This is a genomic window from Micromonospora sp. NPDC051925 (assembly GCF_044548625.1).
Taxonomy (GTDB): domain Bacteria; phylum Actinomycetota; class Actinomycetes; order Mycobacteriales; family Micromonosporaceae; genus Micromonospora.
In genome coordinates this window covers 199,657-220,690 of sequence record NZ_JBIUCH010000004.1, presented here as the reverse complement: position 1 = coordinate 220,690, position 21,034 = coordinate 199,657, and the positions used below count along the sequence as shown (strand labels likewise).

Here is a 21,034-nt window from a genome sequence, read left to right as displayed (position 1 = left end):
TCTTGTCCTTTCTCACGTACCGGCCGGCGACCCGGTTCATTCCCGCCCGGCGAGCAGGTCGTCGTGGCCGACGGTGACGGTGAGTCGACCGGCCGCCGCCTCGGCCCGCCGCCACCGGGCGTACCCGGCCGTCCGGGCGGCCAGGTCGGGGCGCTGCTCGACGGCCGCGTCGAGCCAGCCGTCGAACCACTCGACGAGCAGCGCCGCCCGGTCTGGCCCGAGCCGCCACGGGCTCGGCCGCACGACCACCGGCACCCCGTGCCGGGTGAACTCCGCGCCGGCCGCCGCGGCGGCGTCCGGGCCGAGCAGGACCCGGCCGTCGACGGTACGCCGTTGGTGGGCGTCGAAGGCGGCGGCGATCTCGGCGTCCAGCGGGTCGGCGGGGTCGAACACCACCCGACCGACCACGGAGAGCACGAACAGGCTCGGACAGCCGACGCCCGCGCAGGCGGCCACGATCCGGGCGACCTCGTCGGCACTGAGCATGTCCAGCAGCGCCGACGCGGTGACCAGCCCGGCGTCGGCAAGGTCGGCGGCGGTCAGCCGGGTGATGTCGCCCCGCCGGGTGGTCACCTCGACCGGGCTGCCGTCGGCCGCGACCGGCACCGTCGCGCCGGCCCGGTCCAGCAGACCCGGATCCCGATCGTGCAGCACCCAGCGCTGCGGGCCGGGCAGCAGCGGAGCCAGCCAACGCAGCATCGAGCCGGTGCCGCTGCCCAGGTCGTGCACGACCAGGGGCCGGTTCCCGGGGCGGGGCTTCGGCATGGCGGACCGGTCGGGGCCGAGCACCGCCGGGCCGGACCAGCCGGGGCCGTGCCCGGGGGTGGCAGAGATGCCGGACCTGCCGGTGAGCCGGGCGCGGAGCAGGTCGACCAGTTCCCCGCAGCGGGCGTCGGCGTCGGCGGGTTCCCGCAGCCGCAGCCAGTCGGCGAACGGGTCGGTGGCGTACTCGGTCATGTCCGTACTCCGTCCAGCACCTGGGCGATCACCGTCGTGGTGGCCGGCCAACCGGGCAGGTCGACCCGCCGGTCCCGGGCCGCGCGGCGCAGCCGGTCCCGCAGGTCGGCCGAGTGCAGCCAGCGGCGCAGCCCACCGGCCAGGGCCACCGGATCGCCCGGCGGCACCAGCACACCGGGGGCGGTGCCGTCGGCGGTCCGCCCCAGCGCCTCGGGCACCCCACCGGCGGTGGTGCCCAGCACCGGGACACCCCGGGCCAGCGCCTCGGTGACCACCATCCCGTACGTCTCGGCACGGGAGGCCAGCACCAGCAGGTCCGCCCCGGCGTACGCCGCGTCCCGCGCCGGTCCGGTCAGCGGCCCGCGCCAGCGCACCCGCCCGGCCAGCCCGTCGCGTTCGACCCGCTGCCGCAGCCCGGTCACGAAGGCCGGATCGCGGTCGAGCGCGCCGACGCAGTCCAGCGTCCACGGTCGGTCGGCCAGCCCGGTCAGCGCGTCGACCAGCACGTCGTGCCCCTTGACCGGGGTGACCGCCGCCACGCAGAGCAGCGCCGTGCCGGCCACCGTGCCGGGGGCCGGGTCGGCCGGGTCGACACCCGGCACGGCCGCCGTCACCCGGGCCGGGTCCAGCGGGTGCCGGGCCAGCAGCAGGTCCCGGGTCCAGCCGCTGGTGGTGACCACCGCGTCGGCGTGCCGCAGGGCGTCGGCCTCGGCGGCGTCGCCCAGCGGCATGTGCACCAGCACCACCTGGCGCAGCCGGCCGGCCTGCGCCGCCAGCAGCTCCGGCACGGTCGAGGCGACCAGCCCGTCGAGCAGCACCACCGTGCCGGCCGGCAGGGCCGCGAGCACTGCGGCCAGGTCCGCCCGCGCGGCTTCGTCGGGGTGCGGCCAGTCCCCGGGTACGCCGTGCTCGCGCACCGTCCACCCGGCTGCCGCCAGCCCGGCGCAGACCCGCCGGTCGTACGCGTTGCCGCCGCTCGGGGTGGCCGGGTCGTCGATGTCGCCCGGGAGGACGACGTGTACCGCCGGCATGGTCTACAACGACCGCTCGTAGCTGGCCCAGGCGATGTGCGACTCGTGCAGGGTGACCGTGATCCCGGCCAGCTCCCGGGCGCCCGCGCCGAGCCCACCGGCGTGCACCCGGTCGGCGAGCCGGTCGGCGATGGCCCGGCACAGCACCTCGGTGGTGGTGTTCTGCCCGGCGAACGCCGGCTCGTCGTCCAGGTTTCGGTACGTCAGGTCGGCCAGCACCGCCTTCAGCTCCTCGGTGGCCCGGCCGATATCCACCACGATGCCGTCGTCGTCCAGTTCGGGGCGGCGGAAGGTGGCGTCGACGACGAAGGTGGCCCCGTGCAGCTTCTGCGCCGGCCCGAACACCTCCCCCTGGAAGCTGTGCGCGATCATGATGTGGTCCCGTACGGTCACGCTGAACACGGCGTCACTCCTCGTCGTAGGTGATCAGATGGCACAGCGCGGGGAGGTTCCCCGAGGTCAGTCGGTCGAGCACGTCGGGCAGCTCCGCGAAGCGGGACCGCCCGGTCAGCAGCGCGTCGAACACCGGGTCGGCGAGCAGTTCCAGGGCGAGCGCCAGCCGGTCGGCGAAGCCGCGCCGGGAGGCCCGCGCCGGGGAGACCGTGCCGACCTGGCTGCTGCGCACGGTCAACCGGCGGGAGTGGAACGCCCCGCCCAGCGACAGCTCGACCGGTCGGTCGCCGTACCAGCTCAGCTCGACCACGGTGCCCTCCGGGGCGAGCAGGTCCAGGCTGCGCTGCAACCCGGCGCCGCTGGCGCTGGCGTGCACCACCAGGTCCCGCCCGCCGGTCGCCGCCTCCGGGGTGGCGAAGTCCACCCCCAGCGCCGTGGCGACCGCCGCCCGGCTCGGATCGGCGTCGACCAGTTCGACCCGGACGCCGGGGAACCGGGCCAGCAGCGCCGCGACGCTGCACCCGACCATCCCGCCGCCGACCACGCTGACCCGGTCGCCGACCAGCGGCGCGGCGTCCCACAGCGCGTTGACCGCCGTCTCCACCGTGCCGGCCAGCACCGCGCGGGCCGCCGGCACGTCGTCCGGCACCGGGGTCACCGCCGCCGCGGGCACCACGTACGCGCTCTGGTGCGGGTAGAGGCAGAACACCGTCCGGCCGCGCAGCGCCGCCGGACCGGCCTCGACCACGCCGACGCTCAGGTAGCCGTACTTGACCGGGGCGGGGAAGTCGCCCTCCTGGAACGGGGCGCGCATCGCCGCGTACTGGCTGCGCGGCACGCCGCCGGTGAAGACCAGCGTCTCGGTGCCGCGACTCACCCCGGAATACAGGCTGCGGACCAGCACCTCGTCGGGTCCGGGAGTGGGTAGCGTCACCGTCCGTAGCTCACCGACCCCGGGAGAGCGGAGCCAGAAGGCGCGGGCATGGGGGGTCACGAGGTTTTCTCCTCATCTGCCGGCGGAACCGAACGAAACGGCCGCGGCCTCCGTACCACTGCCGAAGTCGTCGATCATAAACACGGAGGCAGGGTGTCCAGGGTTCGAACCGGTCCGGTGCTCGGCCTGACCGTACAGACCGTCCTGCTGGCCGGGCTGGCCGCGACCGTCGGGCTCGACGTCGCCGGCTGGCTGGCCGGCCTCGCGTACGGCGTCGTCACCTGTGTCGCGCTGCGGCGCGGTCTGCGCCGCCGCGCCGCCGACCGGCTCGGGCCGGCGGACCAGGTGACGTTGGCCCGGGGGGTGCTGGTCGGCGGGGTGACCGCCCTGGTCGTCTCCGCCCTCGACGGCTCCGCCCCGCTGGGGGTGCTGGTGCCGATGACCGCGGTGGCGCTGGCCCTGGACGCGGTGGACGGCTGGGTGGCCCGTCGCACCGGCACGGTCAGCGCGCTCGGGGCCCGCTTCGACATGGAGGTCGACGCGTTCCTCATCCTGGTGCTCAGCGTCCAGGTGGCACCGGCGGTGGGGCCGTGGGTGCTCGCCATCGGTGGCCTGCGGTACGCCTTCGTCGTCGCCGGTTGGCTGCTGCCCTGGATGCGGGGGACGCTGCCGCCGCGCTACTGGCGCAAGGTGGTCGCCGCCGCGCAGGGCGTCCTGCTGCTCGTCGTCGCCGCCGAGGTGCTGGCCCGGCCGGTGGCCGCCGTGCTGGCCGCGGTGGCGTTGGCGCTGCTGGTCGAGTCGTTCGGCCACGACGTCGGCTGGCTGTGGTGGCACCGGCCCGCCCGGATCGCCGCGCCGACGTCCGTCCCGTTGGTGTCGTCCGTCGCGACGCTGCCGTCCGTACCGTCGGTGCGGCCCCGGGTCGAGGCCATCGCCGACCGGTCGTTCGTCGCCCACCAGCCGGTCTGAGTCGGACCGTCGACCCGTTGCCCGGCCGTGCCGCCGGGCCCTCCCCAGGAAGGACCATTCGGAGTGTCGTTGCTGTCACGCCTGCGTCGCCGGAGCACGCCGCTCGGAGAACCCGCCGCCCCGACCGCCGAACCCGCCGCCGAGGCGGCCCGGACCGGCGACGTCGCGCCGGCCCCGACGGTCGAGGCCGCTGTGGACGACGCGCCGGTCCGGCCCGCCGAGTCCGCCGACGACGTGCCGGACCCGACGGTCGGGGCGGTGCCCGCGTCGGTGGCGGCGGGACGTCGGCGGTGGCCCGCCGTCGCGGCCCGGGTGACCACCGTGCTGGCCGGGTTGCTGACCCTGGCGGTGCTGACCGCACCGGACCGGCTCGACCAGCTGACCGCCGTCGCGTTCCTGCGCGTCCCGGTCGAGGGGTTGGTCGCCGCCGCGCTCCTGCTGGCCCTGCCCGGCCGGGCGCGACGGCGGGTCGCGCTGCCGATCGGGGTGGCGCTGGGGTTGGTCGCCATCGTCAAGGTGCTCGACATGGGCATGTCGGCCAGCCTGGCCCGCCCGTTCGACCTGGTGCTCGACTGGGTGCTGCTGGACGACGGGTACGCCTTCGTCGCCGACTCGGTGGGCACCGGCGGGGCGGTCGCCGCCGCCGTGGGGCTGGTCGCCCTGGTGGTCGCGCTCCTGGTGCTGACCACCTGGTCGGTGCTACGGCTGACCCGGGTGGCGGCCCGGCACCGGCGGACCACCGTCCGGGTGCTGGCCGGTCTCACCGCCCTCTGGGTGACCGCCGCGACTCTCGGCGTGCCGATCGCCGACTCCGGCACGGCGACCCTGGTCGGGCAGCATGTGGCCCAGGTCGGCACGGGGCTGCGGGACCGGCGGGCGTTCGCCGCCCAGGTCGCCCGGGACGCCTACCGCGACACCCCGGGTGACCAGCTGCTCACCGCGCTACGCGGCAAGGACGTGGTGCTGGCCTTCGTGGAGAGCTACGGCCGGGACGCGGTCGAGGACCCGGAGTTCGCCGGGCAGGTCGGCGCGGTGCTGGACGGCGGCACCCGGCGGCTGGCCAGCGCCGGGTTCACCGCCCGCAGCGGCTTCCTGACCTCGCCCACCGCCGGCGGGGGGAGTTGGTTGGCCCACGACACGCTGCTGTCCGGGCTGTGGATCGACAACCAGCAACGGCACGACAGCCTGCTGGCCAGCGACCGGCTCACCCTCAACAAGGCGTTCCGGCGGGCCGGCTGGCAGTCGGTCGGGGTGATGCCGGCGGCCACCTCGCCCTGGCCGGAGGGGGCGTTCTTCGGCTACGACCGCTACCTCGACGCGGCGGGGCTGGACTACCGGGGACCGCAGTTCAGCTATGCGCCGATGCCCGACCAGTACACCCTGTCCACCTTCCAACGCCGGGAGCGGGCCACCCCCGGGCGTGCCCCGATCATGGCGGAGATCCCACTGATCTCCAGCCACTCCCCGTGGGCGGCGATCCCCCGGATGCTCGACTGGGACCACGTCGGGGACGGCTCGATCTACAAACGGCCGACGTCTGTGGCGTTCAACCCGAAGGACGTGGTGGGGCGGAGCACCACCGAGGTCCGCACCGGTTACCGCCGGGCGATCGAGTACTCGCTGAACAGCCTGATCTCCTACGTCGAGACGTACGGCGACGACGACCTGGTGCTGGTGTTCCTCGGTGACCACCAGCCGTCCCCACTGGTCACCGGGGCGAACGCCAGCCGGGACGTGCCGATCACCATCGTCGCCCGCGATCCGGCGGTGCTCGCCCGGGTGGCCGACTGGGGCTGGCAGGAGGGGCTGCGCCCCGGACCGGACGCGCCGGTGTGGCGGATGGACACCTTCCGGGACCGGTTCCTCACCGCGTTCGGTCCGCAACCGTCGGCCCACGTCGCCGCGCCGCGCTGAGGCCGAGCGCCGCAGCGCTGCTGGGCAGCCGCAGCGCGGCGCGGGGCTCGGCCCCGCCGGGTGTCCCCGGCCGGGGGAGCCGGTCGGGGCCTCACCCGGCCGCGCTGCGCTGCGGGGTCCGCTCGGTGGCGGTGGCGGAGCGGGACCAGCGCACCGCGTCCCGCCGGTTGTCGAAGACCGGGAAGACCCGGTCCAGCCGCATGGTGTGCAGGACGGTGCGGACGAACCGGGACGGCCCGGCGAGGCTGAGCCGTCGTCCGCGCTGCCGGGCGTCCTGCCGGGCCCGGACCAGCACCCCGAGCGCGGTGGAGTCGATCAGGTGCACCCGGACCAGGTCGACCACCACGTGCCGGTCGGCGTCGACCGCCTCCGACAGCGCGCCGTGCAGGTCGTCGCCGGTGGCGATGTCCAGGTCACCGGCGGCGGTGACGATCACCACCTCGTCGAGGTGTTCGACGCCGAGCACGCCGAGGGTGTCGGCGCGGCGGGGCGCGCGGGCCGTCACCGGGGCCGGTCCGGGCACCAGTTCGCAGCGGGGGCAGCGGTGCGGGCCGGTGGCGAACGGCGAGCCGGTCCAGCCCTGCTCGGCGACGAACGTCCAGACCACCTCGGCGTCGGGCAGGACGCAGGCCGGGCCGCTCGCCACCGTCCCGCAGCTGTCGCAGATCAGCGTCATCAGCGGGTCGTCCGGTACGACGGTCATCGGTCTCTCCTCCATCAGGATGGAAGCCGGCGTGGGCCGTGGCCCGGCGCGCGGTGGTCGACCGGACACCCCGCGCGTCGGACCACGACCGGATCCGGGGGTCAGGACTCGGTGGGCCGCCCGGCGGTGCCGACGACCAGCGCCACGGCGACCCCGGCCAGGCCGACCTGCACGATCAACTGCCGCAGGGTGTAGCCGTCGCTGTCGATGCCGACCAGCCGGCTCAGGATGGTGCCGAGCAGCGCGGCGACCAGGCCGACGGCGAGGGTGAGCCAGACCGGGATCTGCTTGCGGCCGGGGACGATGAGGCGGCCCAACGCGCCGATCACGAGCCCGACGACGACGCCGGCGGCGATACCGGTGACGCTCACCGGGTGTACTCCCGGAGCCGGGTCGGGGCGGGCTGCCGGTGGGCGGCGGCAGGGACCAGCCCGCCGCCCACCGGCAGGGCCCGGGGCGTGGTGACCATGGGCAGCACCCGGGACACCCGGGCGGCGCGCAGCACGCGCAACGCCCGGGCGCTGGGATCCCGCAGGGTCAGCACGCCCCCGTGGCGGACCAGTTGCCGGTGCACGTCGAGCAGCAGCCCGACGGCGGCGGCGTCGAGGTGCCGGCATTCGGAGAGGTCCACCACCACGTGTGCCGGGCGCAGTTCGAGGAGCCGGTCGAAGACCTGCCGGGACCGGGCCAGCGCGGCCAGGTCCAGGTCGTCGGTGACGCACACCTCCACCAGCGGTACGGTGCACTCCGGGCGGGACGCTCCCACGATCGGCCTCCTTCCGGTTCGCTGTCCGGTCCCCAGCCTGCGGGCCGAGGTTGGCGAGCGCCGCGCGGACGTGTGTCAGTTGCGTGACAAATCCCGCGTACGGCGCAGCCGGTTCGTCATCGCCGGCGCACACCGGGCACGATTTCCCGATGGCGGGCGTACTGGTGATCGAGGACGACGACCGGATCCGTCTGGCGCTGCTGCTGGCCCTGGAGGACGAGGGCTACCTGGCGCGCGGGGCGGCCACGGCGGAGGAGGGGCTGCGGGCGCAGCGGCAGGACGCCGCCGACTACGTCCTGGTGGACCTGATGCTGCCCGGCCTGGACGGCTTCGAGTGCATCCGGCAGCTGCGCCGCGACGACGACGTGCCGATCGTGGTGGTCAGCGCCCGCGACGACACCCACGACATCGTCGCCGCGTTGGAGGCGGGCGCGGACGACTACCTGGTCAAGCCGGTCGCCATCAAGGAACTCTCGGCCCGGCTGCGGGCGCTGCGCCGCCGGGGCCGCACGGCGGCGTCGGTGACCTCGGCGGCGGTGCCGGTGCTGGCCTTCGGCCCGTTGGAGATCAGCCCGGAGGCCGGCGAGGTGCGCCGGGCCGGGCGGCCGGTGCCGGTGACCCGCACCGAGTTCCGGTTGCTCTGTGAGCTGGCCGAGCACGCCGGCCGGGTGCTGTCCCGGCAGCAGTTGCTCAGCCGGGTGTGGGGTTACGAGACCGGCGACGAGCGGCTGGTCGACGTGCACGTGGGCCGGCTGCGGCAGAAGATCGAGGCCGATCCGGCCAACCCCCGGCACCTGGTCACCCTGCGGGGCCTCGGCTACAAGCTGCAACGATGAGGCGGCTCGGCCTGCGGGCCCGGGTCACCGCCGCCTTCGCGATCGGCGCGCTGTTGCTGTCGGCCCTGATGGCGTTGATCTCGTACGAACTGGTGCGCCGCTCGCTGCTCGACGAGCGGGAGCGGACCGCGCTGCGGGCGGCGTACTTCGACGCGTCGGTGGTCCGGGCCGGCCTGGACACCGAGGCCCCGGACGTGTACGAGGTGCTGCGCACCCTGGACACCGGTGGAAGCCGCCGGGCGCTGGTGCACCGCGACGGCCGCTGGTACGCCCGGACCGCCGACGAGGGCCCGTCCGGCGCGGTGCCGGCGGGGCTGATGGCGATGGTCGCCGCCGGTGAGCCGGGGGTGCAGCGGGTCCGGGTCGACGGGCAGCCGGCGCTGCTGGTCGGGGTGCCGCTGCCGGACTCGACCGGCTACTACGAGATCACCTCGCTGCGGGAGCTGGAGCAGACGTTCCAGGTGTTGGCGTTGGCGCTGACCGTGGTGGCGGTCACCGTGGCCGGTTCCGGCGCGGCTCTCGGCTGGTACGCCACCCGGCACGGGCTGCGTCCGTTGACGGCGGTGGCCGACGCCGCCGAGAAGATCGCGGCGGGGGATGTCACCGCCCGGCTCGCGCCGGGCACCGACCCGGACCTGGCCCGGCTCTCCACCTCCTTCAACCGGATGGCCGACCAGGTGGCGGTACGGATCGAACGGGACCGCCGGTTCGCCGCCGACGTCGCCCACGAGCTGCGCTCACCGTTGCAGACGCTGTCGGCGGCGGCGAGCGTGCTGTCCCGGCGTCGGGACCGGTTGGACGACCGTACGGCCACCGCCGCCGGCCTGGTCAGCGAGGAGATCACCCGGTTCCAGCGGCTGGTCAACGACCTGATCGAGCTGGCCCGCAGCGACCGGCCGGCGTCTCGGGAGGAGGTCGACGTGGTGGCGTTGGCCCGTGGGGTGTGCCGGGGGCGGGGGCTGCCCGAGTCGTTGGTCGGCACCGGCCCGCCCCGGCCGGGGTCCTGGTCGGTGGACCCCCGGCGGGTCGAACAGCTGCTGGTCAACCTGCTGGACAACGCGGTCCGCTACGGCGGCGGACCGGTCGCCGTGCGGCTGTGGGTCTCCGACGGGGTCGGGGTGGTGGAGGTCGACGACGCCGGCCCCGGGGTGCCGTTGGCCGACCGGGAGGTGGTCTTCGACCGGTTCGTCCGGGGCCGGGCCGCGCATGACCGGGCCGGTGGTGATGGCACCGGGCTGGGGTTGGCGCTGGTCGCCCAGCACGCCGCCGCCCACGGTGGCCGGGCCTCGGTCGGCGACCGGCCCGGCGGTGGCGCCCGGTTCCGGGTGGAGCTGCCGGGGAGCCGGCCGTGACCCGGCGGAGGCACCCGCCGGCCGTGACCCGGCGGAGGCACCCGCCGGCCGTGACCCGGCGGACGCAGTCGTCGGGCCGGTGGCGGGTGCTGCTGCCGGTGGTGGCGTTGCTGCTGCCCGCCGGGTGCGGGGTGCCTGCCGACGAGCAGCCCCGGGCCGTCGAGCCGCCGTTCGGCCCGCCGGCCGCCCCGGCGGCGAGCAGCGCGCCGGGCCAGGTGGAGCAGGCGTTCTGCCTGGTCCGCGACGGCCGGCTGGTCCGGACTGTCCGGCAGGTCGACGCCGTCGGCGGGGTGGACGGGCACCTGCGTCGCCTGCTGGCCGGCCCCACCCGGGCCGAGCGGGCGGCCGGGTTGGGTACCGCGCTGCCCGGAGCGGTGCACGTGGTGGACGCCCGCCTGGTCGACGGGCGGGCCCAGGTGGAGGTGGAGCCGCCGGGGGAGGAGTCCGGTCGCAGCGACGAGGCGCTGGCGTACGGTCAGATCGTCTGCACCCTGGACGGCCGCTCCGACGTCGCCGGGGTGTCGTTCCTGCTGCGGGGCCGACCGTTGGAGGTGCCCCGGGCCGACGGCTCGCTGTCGTCCGGTCCGTTGACCGCCGCCGACTATCCCGCGGTCACCGGCCCGGACTGACGTCCGCTGCGGGCCCGGGGCACGACCAGCGGGGTGCCGGTCTCCGGGTCCTCGATGATCCGGCAGGGCAGCCCGAACACCTCCTCGACGAGCGGGGCGGTGACCACCTCGCGCGGGTCGCCCTGGGCCACCACCCGGCCGTCGCGCATGGCGATCAGGTGGGTGGCGTACCGGGCGGCGTGGTGCAGGTCGTGCAGCACCGCGACCAGGGTGCGGCCCTGCTCCTCGTGCAGCCGGGCGCACAGGTCGAGCACCTCGATCTGGTGCGCGACGTCCAGGTAGGTGGTGGGCTCGTCGAGCAGCAGCAGGGAGGTCTGCTGGGCCAGCGCCATGGCGATCCAGACCCGCTGCCGCTGCCCGCCGGAGAGTTCGTCGACGGGCCGCTCGGCCAGCTCACCCACGCCGGTGGCGGCCAGCGACTCGGTCACCACCCGCTCGTCCTCGGCGGACCACTGGCGCAGCAGGCCCTGGTGCGGGTAGCGACCCCGGGCGACCAGGTCGGCCACGGTGATGCCCTCCGGCGCGACCGACGACTGCGGCAGCAGACCGAGGGTACGGGCCACCTCCCGCGACCGCAGGGAATGGATGTCCCGGCCGTCGAGCAGCACCGTGCCGGCGGTCGGCCGCAGCGTCCGGGCCAGGGCGCGCAGCAGGGTGGACTTGCCGCAGGCGTTGGGGCCGATCACCACGGTGAACGACCGGTCGGGCACGGCGACCGACAGGTCCTGCGCCACGATCCGCCGCTCGTAGGCCAGGGTCAGCCCGACCCCGCCCAGCCGACTGTCCTGCGTCACCGCGTCCTCCTCAGATCCGTGCCGCGCGTCGTCGCGCGGCGAGCAGCCACACCAGGTAGGCCCCGCCGATCAGCCCGGTGACCACCCCGACGGGAAGTTGGTGGCCGTCGACCGCCCGCTGCGCGGCCAGGTCAGCGGCGAGCAGCAGCACCGCCCCGGTGCAGGTGGCGGCGGCCAGGTTCGGGCCGGGGGCCCGGGTGAGCCGGCGGGCCAGGTGCGGCGCGACCAGGGCCACGAAGGAGACCGGCCCGGCGGCGGCTGCCGCCACGGCGGCGAGCAGCACCGCCGCACCGAGCAGCAGTTGCCGGACCCGGGACACCGGCACCCCGAGCGCGGTGGCGGTGTCGTCGCCCAGCTCGATCATGGACAGCGCCCGGGCGGCGACGACCACCACCGGCATCAGCAGCGCCAGCAGGCCGAGCAGCGGGACGGCCTGCGCCCAGCCCCGCCCGTCGAGGCTGCCGGTGAGCCAGAGCACGGCCCTCGCCGCGTCCATCAGCGGGGCCCGGGTGAGCAGCCAGCCGTTGACGCCGGTGAGGATCGCCGTGGTGCCGATGCCGACCAGCACCAGCCGGTAGCCGTGCAGGCCGTGCCGGCCGGCCACCGCCCACAGCAGCAGGCCGGTGGCGAGTCCGCCGAGCAGCGCCGCGCCGGAGAGCAGCAGGGTGCCGCCGCCGGCCACCACCACGATCAGCGCGCCGGTGGCCGCGCCCTGGGTGACGCCGAGCACGTCCGGACTGCCCAGCGGGTTGCGGACCAGGGACTGGAGGATCGCGCCGGACAGCGCCAGGGCGGCCCCGACACCGAGCGCGGTCACCAGCCGGGGCAGCCGCAGCTCGCCGACGATGAAGTCCTCGGCGGGGCTGCCGCCGCCGGTGAGGGTGCGCAGCACGTCGGCGGGGCTCATCGGGTAGTCGCCGCCGCCGATCGCGAGCACCCCGAGGACGACGGCCAGGACGGTGGCGAAGAGGATGACGGTCAGCGTCCGGACGCGCCAGCGCACGGAGCGACCGCCGAGCCGTACCACCCGCACCGGTGGCAGGCTGGAGGGTCGGGTCCTGGTCGGCGGGCCGGCGAAGCGGGTGGGGTTCATCGGCGGGCCACCAGACGCAGGAACAGCGGCCCGCCGAGCACGGCGGTGACCAGGCCGACCTGGAGTTCGCCGGGTCGGCCGAGGACCCGGCCGAGCACGTCGGCACCGAGCAGCAGCACCGGTGCGAGCACCGCCGAGTAGGGCAGCAGCCAGCGCAGGTCCGGCCCGGTCAGCGCGCGTACCAGGTGCGGGACCAGCAGGCCGACGAAGACGATCGGGCCGCAGGCGGCGGTGGCCGCCCCGCAGAGCAGGGTGACCCCGGCGACGGTGCCGGCCCGGACCAGGGCGGGTCGGGCGCCGAGCGCGCGGGCCGCGTCGTCGCCGAGGGCCAGGGCGTTGAGCGGGCGGGCCCCGGCCAGCCCGACCAGCAGGCCGACCAGGATGAACGGGGCCACCGTGGCGACGGTGGCGAAGTCCGCGTTGGCCAGCGAGCCGACGGTCCAGAACCGCAGCCGGTCCAGCGAGGCCGCGTCGAGCAGCATCACCGCGCTGACGTACGAGTAGAGCACCGCGTTGAGGGCGGCCCCGGCCAGCGCCAGCCGTTCCGGGGTGGCCTGCCGGCCGCCACCGATGGCGTGCACCGCCACGGTGACGACCACCGCCCCGAGCAGGGCGAACCAGATCCACCCCCGCACCGTGGCGACGCCGAGCAGCGCGGTGGCGGTGGCCACGGCGGCGGACGCGCCGGCGTTGATGCCGAGCAGGCCCGGGTCGGCGAGCGGGTTGCGGGTGAGCGCCTGCATGAGCGCGCCGGCCACGCCGAGAGCCGCCCCGGCGAGCAGGCCGAGCAGCGTACGGGGCAGCCGCATCTGCTGCACCACCGCGTGGTCGGGTGAGGCGGTGGAGACCAGGCCCTGCCACACCTCGACGAGGGTGAGCTGCTTCGCGCCGACCGCGATGCTGAGCACCGCCACCGCGACGAGCAGCAGCAGGCCCGTACCGAGCCCGGCAGCCCGGACGCCGGTGCGCCGGCGGGACGTCACGGCTCCCGGCGGGGCGGCGGGTGGGGATATGGTGACGGACAGTGTCGGCTCCAGGATGTCGAGAGCGGCGCGTGCCGCCTGTTGACAGCGATTTAGGTTAGGTTAACCTAACCGTGCCGTCGCGGATCATCGCGGTCCGGGCCTGACCGAAAGACGTCACATGCTGCCTTCCTCACCCTCACCCCGACTCTCCCGCCGGGGCCTGTTCGCCGCCGGTGGCGGCGCGGCCCTGACCGCCCTCCTCGCCGCCTGCGGTGGGGGTGACGACCCGGCGAAGCCTGCCGCCAAGGGCTCCGCCGGTCCGTGGAGCTTCACCGACGACCGCCAGCGCAAGGTCGACGCGGCCACCGCGCCGACCCGGGTGGTCGCCTTCACCGGGGTTGCCGCCGCGCTTGTCGACTTCGGACTCGACTCCCAGCTCGTCGGGGTGTTCGGCGAGACCACCCGCACCGACGGCTCCCGCGACCCGCAGGCCGGCGACCTCGACGTCGACCGGGTCACCGTGCTGGGCAACGTCTGGGGCGAGTTCAACGTGGAGAAGTACGCCGCGCTCCGCCCCGAGCTGCTGGTCACCCACATGTACGACCCGGACGCCCTCTGGTACGTCCCGGACGAGAGCCGCGACAAGATCCTCCAGCTCGCGCCGAGCGTGGCGATCAGCACCGCGCGCACCCCGATGACCCGCCCGATCGAGCGCTACGCCGAACTGGCCCGCTCGCTCGGCGCGGACCTGACCGCCACGAAGGTCGCCGACGCCAAGGCCCGGTTCGAGGCCGCCGCCGAGCAGGTCCGCGCGGCGGTCAAGGCCAACCCGGGCATCCGGGTGATGGCCTCTTCGGGCAGCCCGGACCTGTTTTACGTCTCCAACCCGAAGGTCAGCACCGACCTGATGTACTTCGCCGAGCTGGGCGTGGAGATCGTGGTGCCGACCAAGCTCGAAGCCGGCGACTACTTCGAGGCATTGAGCTGGGAGAACGCCGGCAAGTTCCCGGCCGATCTGATCCTGCTGGACAACCGCTCCACCGCGTTGCAGCCCAAGGACCTCGCGGCCAAGCCCACCTGGGCGCAGCTGCCGGCGGTCAAGGCCAACCAGGTGACCCCGTGGGACGCGGTGCCCCGCTTCTCGTACGCCGGCGCGGCCCCGCTGCTGGAGAACCTGGCCACCGCGATCCGCTCCGCCAAGCGGCTGGGCTGAGCCGGCAGGTGGCGGAATCCCCGCGTCGGGACATCGCCACCTGCCGCCCGGTGTCGTGGTGACGGGCGGGGTGGCAGCCGCCGTCGCCGCGTCCCGCCTCGCCGGCCCGGTGCGCCAGCCGCCGGGGTCGAGAGGGACGGACGACGGTCGGTCAGGCGGCCTCGGCGCTACGCGAGCGACGCGGGCGCAGGCCCTGCTGTTCCCCGGCGGTGCGCCGGTCGTCCTCGGTCTCGGCCGACGCGTCACCGGCCATGGTCAGCGCCCGGCGGGCGTTGCGCGCGGCGTGGCAGGGCCACACCTGGTGTTCGCAGAGCAGGTTGTCGCAGCGCCCGGACTGGTCCGGGTGATGGGCGTCGATCACGTCGAGGGCGAGTCGCCACAGGAGCGGATCGGTTACCCCGGCGGGCACGGCGGCTCGGGTATGTCGCTGCGGGCGGTCGGTGTCGGACACGGTCTCCCCCTTTGTCGGTACCGAAGAAGAGTCTCCTGCCTTTTGGGCGGCAAAACCACCTGACCTGCGTGGGGAACACCACTCTGCGCCCGCGCGGTGCTCTGCCGAAGCGCAGGGAGGCGGCGGTTCCGAGGCGCTGCGTGCCCGGGAGGTGACCCTGTGCACCGACCCCGGGCGGCATCGCCCGCGTCCACGGTGGCCCCGGCCGCCGCCATCGGCTGACCATTCGCCGCGTACCGGAGGAACGGCGGCCGGGTCGTGATGACCCGGCCGCCGTTTCTGGGACTTCAGGCCGGTCGCCGTCCGGGGAACCTCCGCCCGGCCGCGGGCCCGGCGGATCTCGGCCCGGCTGTCGGGTCAGTGGGCCTTGAACCCGGCTGTGTCGGGTAGGTGGGTTTCAGGCCCGACTGTGTCGGGTGGGGGTGGGCCTCAGGCCCGGCCGCGCTCCTGCCGGTAGCGGCGGATCAGCGCCGCCGTGGACGAGTCGACGTCGGCCAGGTCCGGCGCGTCGCCGGTCAGCTTCGGCGCGAGCTGGTTGGCCATCACCTTGCCCAACTCCACGCCCCATTGGTCGAACGGGTTGATGTCCCAGACCGCGCCGCAGGTGAACACGATGTGCTCGTAGAGCGCGATGAGCTGGCCCAGCGTCGACGGGGTGAGCTTCGGCGCGATGATCGAGGTGGTCGGGTGGTTGCCCGGCATCACCCGGTGCGGCACCACGTCGGCCGCCGTCCCCTCCGCCTCGACCTGCTCCTTCGTCCGGCCGAAGGCCAGCGCGGCGGTCTGCGCGAAGAAGTTCGACATGAACAGGTCGTGCATCTCGCCCAGGTCGTGGTTGGGCTGGCTGAACGCGATGAAGTCCGCCGGGATCAGCAGGGTGCCCTGGTGGATCAGCTGGTAGAAGGCGTGCTGGCCGTTGGTGCCCGGCTCACCCCAGAAGATCTCCCCGGTCGGGTGGTCGACGGGCGTGCCGTCCCGGGTCACCGACTTGCCGTTGCTCTCCATGGTGAGCTGTTGCAGGTACGCCGGGAACCGGTGCAGGTACTGCGAGTACGGCAGCACGGCGTGGGTCTGCGCGCCGAGGAAGTCGACGTACCAGACGTTGAGCAGCCCCAGCAGCGCCGGCAGGTTCCGCTCGACCGGTGCGCTGCGGAAGTGCTCGTCGACGGCGTGGTAGCCGGCCAGCAACTCGCGGAACCGGTTCGGCCCGATCGCCAGCATCACCGACAGTCCGACCGCCGATGGCAGCGAGTAGCGGCCACCCACCCAGTCCCAGAAGCCGAACATGTTCTCCGGGTCGATGCCGAAGTCGGCCACCCGTCCCGCGTTGGTGCTCACCGCCACGAAGTGCCTCGCGATCGCCGCGTCGTCGTCGGCGTCCAGGCCCGACAGCAGCCAGGTCTTCGCCTGCTCGGCGTTGGCCAGCGTCTCCTGGGTGGAGAAGGTCTTCGACACGACCACGAACAGGGTGCTCGCCGGGTCCAGGTCGTGGGTCTTGTCGTGGATGTCGGTCGGGTCGATGTTGGAGACGAACCGGCAGTTGATCCCGCCGTCGCGGTACGCCTTGAGCGCCTCGTACGCCATCACCGGCCCGAGGTCGGAGCCGCCGATGCCGATGTTGACCACCGTGCTGATCCGCTCGCCGGTGTGCCCGCGCCACTGCCCGGAGCGGACCCGCTCGCTGAACGCGGCCATCCGGTCGAGCACCCGGTGCACGTCGGCCACCACGTCCTGACCGTCCACGGTCAGCGCGGCGTCGCGCGGCAGCCGCAGCGCGGTGTGCAGCACGGCCCGGTCCTCGGTGGAGTTGATGTGCTCCCCGGCGAACATGGCGGCGATCCGGTCGGTCAACCGGACCCGCTCGGCCAGCGCGGTGAGCAGCCCGATCGTCTCGTCGGTGACGAGGTTCTTGCTGTAGTCGACGTGCAGGTCGGCGACCTCGCCGGTGAGCCGCTCACCCCGTTGCCGGTCGGCTGCGAACAGCTCCCGCAGGTGGGTGCCGCGCATCGTCTCGGCGTGTTTGCGCAGCGCCTGCCATTCGTCGGTGGTGGTCACACTCGCAGCCATCGGGTCGATCTTCTCCTTCACGATGTTCGTCGACGCGCCACGCGGTGCGCCGACGGTTCGTGTCCAGCCTGCCACCCGGGGCGCGGCCACGCGACGCGACGCGGCGGCGCCGTCCCGCAGGGTGGCCGGCGACACGCCAATGCGACAGGTGTACGACACGCCGGTCACCTGGCGACATCGGATCGTCGCTGACAGTAGGCTCGCCGTGCCCCGCCCCTTCGGCCCGGGAGGACCCATGGCGACGGTGATCGGCCCCCGTCGTTCGACCACCACCGACGAGCCCGATGGCGCGGCCGGTCTGGAGCTGCCGGAGCTGGCGGACGCCGGCTGGATGCACCACGCCGACGAGTTCGCGCACACCAGTTTCCGTGCGGTGGCCCGCCGCCTGCCCCGGCTGCTCCACGAGGCCATCGCGCTGGCCTGGGCCACCAACCGACGCGACACCCTCGCCGCCATCGGCCTGAACCTCGCCGCCGGGGTGATGACCACCCTCGGCCTGCTCGCCACCACCGGTGTGCTGCGTGAGCTGTTCGCCGCCGGCCCGACGCCGGGTCGGGTCCGGGCCGCCCTGCCCGCGCTGGTCCTGGCCGCGGCGGCGGTGACCGCGAAGGGCGCGCTGACCGTCACCGCCGGCTGGGCGCAGGCCCGGCTGATGCCGCAGATCAACTACGCCGTGGAGCTGCGGCTGTTCGAGGCCACCACGGCGGTGGAGCTGGCCGCCTTCGACGACGCCGGTTTCGCCGAGGAGATGGACCGGGTCCGCGACCGCGGGATGGCCGAGGCGGCGTCCATCGTGGACCACGCGGTCAATCTGATCACCGGTGTGGTGGGCGTGCTGGCCACCGCCGCGGCGGTGGCCGTGATCCAGCCGGTGCTGCTGCCCTGCCTGCTGCTCGCGGCGGTGCCCGAGGCGGTCACCGCGGTCAAGATGGCCCGCCGGCAGTACCTGGACATGCTGGCCCGGATCACCCGCCGCCGCCGGATGTGGATGCTGGCCCACCTGATGGCCAACCGGCACACCGCCGCCGAGGTCCGGGCGTACCAGATGCGCGACTTCCTGCTGGCCGAGTTCCGCCGGATGATGACCGGCGAGACCGCCGCGCTGCTCCGGTTGGCGCGGGCGCAGAGCCGGACCAGGGCGGTCGGGATGTCCGTCGGCGGGATCGCCGCCTTCGCGGTCTACGCCGTCCTCGGCGGGCTGCTGCTCACCGGTGTGGTCGCGCTGGCCGCGGCGGCGACCGCCCTGCTCGCCCTCCAGTCGGCCCGGTCCAGCCTCGGCCTGGCCGTCTACGCCACCAACAACCTCTACGAGGACGCCCTCTACTACCAGGACTACCGGGACTTCCTCGACCGGGCCCGGGGCCGCACCACCGTCGGCCAGGGGCGGCCCACCGCCGGCTTCGACGCCATCGAGCTGGACCGGGTCAGCCTCTGCTACCCGGACACCGACACCCCGGCGGTGGACGAGGTCAGCCTCACCGTCCGTCGGGGCGAGGTGATCGCCCTGGTCGGCGAGAACGGCTCCGGCAAGACCACCCTGGCCAAGCTGATCGCCGGGCTCTACCGCCCCACCGGCGGGGTGATCCGGTGGGACGGCGCCGACATCGCCGAGCTGGACCCGGCGACCACCGCCGCCCAGGTGGCGGTGATGACCCAGGAGTGGTGGAAGTTCCCTTTCACCGCCGGGCAGAACATCCGCATCGGCCGGCACGACCGGTCCCCGGACGCCGCCGGGCCGACCGTCGAGGACGCCGCCCGGTCGGCCGCCGCGCACGACATGATCGCCGGGCTGCCGTTCGGTTACGACACCCTGCTCGACCGGGAGTTCAAGAACGGCCACGACCTCTCCGGTGGGCAGTGGCAGCGGCTGGTGGCCGCCCGGGGCCTCTACCGCGACGCCCGGCTGCTGATCTGCGACGAGCCCTCGGCCGCCCTCGACGCCCGCGCCGAGCACGCGCTCTTCGCGCACCTGCGTCGTCGGCCCGACCGGACGGTCGTGCTGATCACCCATCGGCTGGCCAACGTCCGGCACGCCGACCAGATCTTCGTGATGGACCATGGCCGCCTCGTGCAGCAGGGCAACCACGACGAGCTGATGGCCGCCGACGGGCCGTACCGGGAGTTGTTCGAGCTCCAGGCGAGCGGCTATCTCGCGGCCACCGAGTGAGGGTCGTCCCGCCTCGTGGGGAGTGGTGTCGAAAGGTTTCGAAGCCTGATCTGCCGGTCGGATCGGGAGCTCCGCCGTGCTGTTCCGGGCCTTTCGGGCATTCGGTCGGCCATCGCAGGCGCAGATCGGGTATCGACATTCGTTGAACTTTCGGAGATGTTTCGATAGCGTCACGCGAGTAATCCCTCGACCTCTGCGGTGGCGGTCGAGCGACGGCACAGGCCGGCGTGGCCTCCGGGCGGACCACGCTGCCTCCCCGGGCCGGCCACCGCACTCGGGCGAAGGCCGGGGCGATGCACTCCTCACCATCTTGGAAAGGCGTCTGCCATGAACCATGTGTCCGCCCGCAGCAGCGGGCGTCGGACGACACCACCGCGGCTGCGTGCCGCACTGGTCTCGATCGCCGCCGGCGTCGTCGCCGTCGGCACCACCGTCGCCATCGCCTCCAGCGCCAGCGCCGGGACGACCCTCGGCGCCTCCGCCGCCGAGAACGGCCGCTACTTCGGTACCGCGGTGGCGGTGAACAAGCTCTCCGACTCCGTCTACGTCGGCATCCTGAACCGCGAGTTCAACATGGTGACCGCCGAGAACGAGATGAAGTGGGACGCCACCGAGCCGAACCAGAACCAGTTCAACTACTCCAGCGGCGACCGGCTCGTCAGCCACGCCCAGGCCAACGGGATGCGGGTCCGCGGTCACGCGCTGGCCTGGCACCAGCAGCAGCCGGGCTGGGCGCAGAACATGTCCGGCACCGCGCTGCGTAACGCGATGCTCAACCACGTCACCCAGGTCGCGACCCATTACAAGGGCAAGATCTACGCCTGGGACGTGGTGAACGAGGCGTTCGCCGACGGCAACGGTGGTGGTCGGCGGGACTCGAACCTGCAGCGGACCGGTAACGACTGGATCGAGGCGGCGTTCCGGGCCGCCCGTGCCGCCGACCCGGGCGCGAAGCTCTGCTACAACGACTACAACACCGACGGGCAGAACGCGAAGAGCAACGGCGTGTACGCCATGGTCCAGGACTTCAAGTCCCGGGGCGTCCCGATCGACTGCGTCGGCTTCCAGTCGCACTTCAACGCCCAGTCGCCGGTGCCGTCGGACTACCAGGCCAACCTCCAGCGCTTCGTCAACCTCGGCGTCGACGTGCAGATCACCGAGCTGGACATCGAGGGCTCCGGCAGCTCCCAGGCCGACAGCTACTCCCGTGTGGTGAAGGCCTGCCTGGCGATCTCCCGCTGCACCGGCATCACCGTGTGGGGGATCCGGGACTCGGACTCGTGGCGGGCCAGCGGCACTCCGCTGCTCTTCGACGCCAGTGGCAACAAGAAGGCCGCGTACACCTCGACGCTGAACGCGCTCAACGCCGGCGGCACCACCACCCCGCCGACCACCGCGCCGCCGACCACGGCCCCGCCCACCACCGCGCCGCCGACCACCGCCCCGCCCACCACGGCTCCGCCGACCACGCCGCCGCCCGGCAACGGGGACTGCACCGCGTCGGTGACGCTCAACTCCTGGACCGGTGGCTTCGTGGCCAACGTGAAGGTCACCGCCGGCTCCGCCGGGCTCAACGGCTGGGTCGTCAGCCTGACCCTGCCCTCGGGGGCCACCGTCACCAACGCCTGGAGCGCGCAGAACACCGGCACCTCCGGCACCGTCACCTTCCGCAACGTCAGCTACAACGGCACCGTCGGTGCGGGTGCCAGCACCGAGTTCGGCTTCCAGGGCACCGGCAACGGTCCCACCGGGACGCCGACCTGCGCCCGCGTCTGACCCCGGCCTGATCCGGACCCATCC

General features: G+C 74.3%; 19 protein-coding genes and 1 pseudogene. 8 read left to right on the top strand and 12 right to left on the bottom strand.

The genetic code is table 11. The features are described 5' to 3' along the window. Window positions 1-36: 36 nt before the first annotated feature. From ACIG87_RS07445 to ACIG87_RS07430, 4 genes are read right to left on the bottom strand one after another with little or no spacing between them, the layout of a single operon-like run. On the bottom strand, window positions 37-957 hold the full coding sequence (locus tag ACIG87_RS07445) for a class I SAM-dependent methyltransferase (protein WP_396849046.1): 921 nt from the start codon (window positions 955-957) through the stop codon (window positions 37-39). Further along, complete coding sequence (locus ACIG87_RS07440) at window positions 954-1,988, bottom strand: glycosyltransferase family 4 protein (protein WP_396849044.1); 1,035 nt, start codon at window positions 1,986-1,988, stop codon at window positions 954-956. The genes ACIG87_RS07445 and ACIG87_RS07440 overlap by 4 nt, the downstream gene beginning before the upstream one ends. Before the next feature lie 3 nt (window positions 1,989-1,991). Next, entirely contained in the window at window positions 1,992-2,390 is a 399-nt protein-coding gene (locus ACIG87_RS07435; protein ID WP_396849042.1) for a 6-pyruvoyl trahydropterin synthase family protein, read from the bottom strand. 4 nt (window positions 2,391-2,394) lie between these two features. Then, a complete protein-coding gene (locus ACIG87_RS07430; RefSeq protein WP_396849041.1) occupies window positions 2,395-3,375 on the bottom strand; it encodes a zinc-binding alcohol dehydrogenase in 981 nt (326 codons plus the stop codon). Between the two features lie 93 nt (window positions 3,376-3,468). Here ACIG87_RS07430 and ACIG87_RS07425 point away from each other — a divergent pair. Further along, window positions 3,469-4,185, top strand: a pseudogene (locus ACIG87_RS07425) (CDP-alcohol phosphatidyltransferase family protein); the annotation flags it as partial. A gap of 162 nt (window positions 4,186-4,347) precedes the next feature. Then, window positions 4,348-6,198: a sulfatase-like hydrolase/transferase gene (locus ACIG87_RS07420; protein WP_396849040.1), complete on the top strand. Its 1,851-nt coding sequence runs from the start codon at window positions 4,348-4,350 to the stop codon at window positions 6,196-6,198. 91 nt (window positions 6,199-6,289) lie between these two features. Here the strand turns inward: ACIG87_RS07420 and ACIG87_RS07415 are convergent, their stop codons facing one another. The 3 genes from ACIG87_RS07415 to ACIG87_RS07405 form a co-directional block, all read right to left on the bottom strand. Then, window positions 6,290-6,901, bottom strand: coding sequence for an STAS domain-containing protein (locus ACIG87_RS07415; RefSeq protein WP_396849038.1), 612 nt, complete (start codon window positions 6,899-6,901; stop codon window positions 6,290-6,292). A gap of 101 nt (window positions 6,902-7,002) precedes the next feature. Further along, window positions 7,003-7,272 (bottom strand): GlsB/YeaQ/YmgE family stress response membrane protein, encoded by a 270-nt coding sequence (locus ACIG87_RS07410; RefSeq protein WP_396849036.1) that lies wholly within the window; start codon window positions 7,270-7,272, stop codon window positions 7,003-7,005. Then, window positions 7,269-7,667, bottom strand: coding sequence for an STAS domain-containing protein (locus tag ACIG87_RS07405; protein ID WP_396849035.1), 399 nt, complete (start codon window positions 7,665-7,667; stop codon window positions 7,269-7,271). The genes ACIG87_RS07410 and ACIG87_RS07405 overlap by 4 nt, the downstream gene beginning before the upstream one ends. Before the next feature lie 149 nt (window positions 7,668-7,816). Here ACIG87_RS07405 and ACIG87_RS07400 point away from each other — a divergent pair, with 149 nt between their 5' ends. Genes ACIG87_RS07400 through ACIG87_RS07390 form a run of 3 tightly spaced genes read left to right on the top strand, consistent with a single transcriptional unit; the run spans window position 7,817 to window position 10,484 of the window. Next, window positions 7,817-8,503 (top strand): response regulator transcription factor, encoded by a 687-nt coding sequence (locus ACIG87_RS07400; protein WP_396849033.1) that lies wholly within the window; start codon window positions 7,817-7,819, stop codon window positions 8,501-8,503. Further along, window positions 8,500-9,855: a sensor histidine kinase gene (locus ACIG87_RS07395; protein WP_396849031.1), complete on the top strand. Its 1,356-nt coding sequence runs from the start codon at window positions 8,500-8,502 to the stop codon at window positions 9,853-9,855. The genes ACIG87_RS07400 and ACIG87_RS07395 overlap by 4 nt, the downstream gene beginning before the upstream one ends. Window positions 9,856-9,905: 50 nt before the next feature. Then, window positions 9,906-10,484 carry a GerMN domain-containing protein gene (locus tag ACIG87_RS07390; RefSeq protein WP_396849029.1) on the top strand — a complete coding sequence of 193 codons (579 nt, stop codon included), beginning with the start codon at window positions 9,906-9,908 and terminating at the stop codon, window positions 10,482-10,484. Here ACIG87_RS07390 and ACIG87_RS07385 read toward each other — a convergent pair. Genes ACIG87_RS07385 through ACIG87_RS07375 form a run of 3 tightly spaced genes read right to left on the bottom strand, consistent with a single transcriptional unit; the run spans window position 10,457 to window position 13,354 of the window. Beyond that, the gene (locus ACIG87_RS07385) at window positions 10,457-11,245 is read right to left on the bottom strand and encodes an ABC transporter ATP-binding protein (RefSeq protein WP_396849261.1); all 789 of its coding nucleotides are present in this window, start codon (window positions 11,243-11,245) and stop codon (window positions 10,457-10,459) included. The two genes, ACIG87_RS07390 and ACIG87_RS07385, sit on opposite strands and share 28 nt — an antisense overlap. 43 nt (window positions 11,246-11,288) lie before the next feature. Continuing rightward, on the bottom strand, window positions 11,289-12,311 hold the full coding sequence (locus ACIG87_RS07380) for a FecCD family ABC transporter permease (RefSeq protein ID WP_396849259.1): 1,023 nt from the start codon (window positions 12,309-12,311) through the stop codon (window positions 11,289-11,291). Window positions 12,312-12,367: 56 nt separating this feature from the next. Beyond that, window positions 12,368-13,354, bottom strand: coding sequence for a FecCD family ABC transporter permease (locus tag ACIG87_RS07375; protein ID WP_396849028.1), 987 nt, complete (start codon window positions 13,352-13,354; stop codon window positions 12,368-12,370). Between the two features lie 160 nt (window positions 13,355-13,514). On the opposite strand from ACIG87_RS07375, the gene ACIG87_RS07370 reads away from it, so the two are divergent. Further along, the gene (locus ACIG87_RS07370; RefSeq protein WP_396849026.1) at window positions 13,515-14,549 is read left to right on the top strand and encodes an ABC transporter substrate-binding protein; all 1,035 of its coding nucleotides are present in this window, start codon (window positions 13,515-13,517) and stop codon (window positions 14,547-14,549) included. Window positions 14,550-14,700: 151 nt separating this feature from the next. Here the strand turns inward: ACIG87_RS07370 and ACIG87_RS07365 are convergent, their stop codons facing one another. Together ACIG87_RS07365 and pgi are read right to left on the bottom strand one after the other, a co-directional pair. Continuing rightward, window positions 14,701-14,958, bottom strand: coding sequence for a hypothetical protein (locus tag ACIG87_RS07365; RefSeq protein WP_396849025.1), 258 nt, complete (start codon window positions 14,956-14,958; stop codon window positions 14,701-14,703). Between the two features lie 471 nt (window positions 14,959-15,429). Then, entirely contained in the window at window positions 15,430-17,067 is a 1,638-nt protein-coding gene (gene pgi, locus ACIG87_RS07360; RefSeq protein ID WP_396849257.1) for a glucose-6-phosphate isomerase, read from the bottom strand. Between the two features lie 235 nt (window positions 17,068-17,302). On the opposite strand from pgi, the gene ACIG87_RS07355 reads away from it, so the two are divergent. Together ACIG87_RS07355 and ACIG87_RS07350 are read left to right on the top strand one after the other, a co-directional pair. Continuing rightward, on the top strand, window positions 17,303-19,234 hold the full coding sequence (locus ACIG87_RS07355; protein ID WP_396849023.1) for an ABC transporter ATP-binding protein: 1,932 nt from the start codon (window positions 17,303-17,305) through the stop codon (window positions 19,232-19,234). 327 nt (window positions 19,235-19,561) lie between these two features. Beyond that, window positions 19,562-21,010, top strand: a complete 1,449-nt coding sequence (locus tag ACIG87_RS07350; RefSeq protein ID WP_396849021.1) for an endo-1,4-beta-xylanase — start codon at window positions 19,562-19,564, stop codon at window positions 21,008-21,010. Window positions 21,011-21,034: the final 24 nt, after the last annotated feature.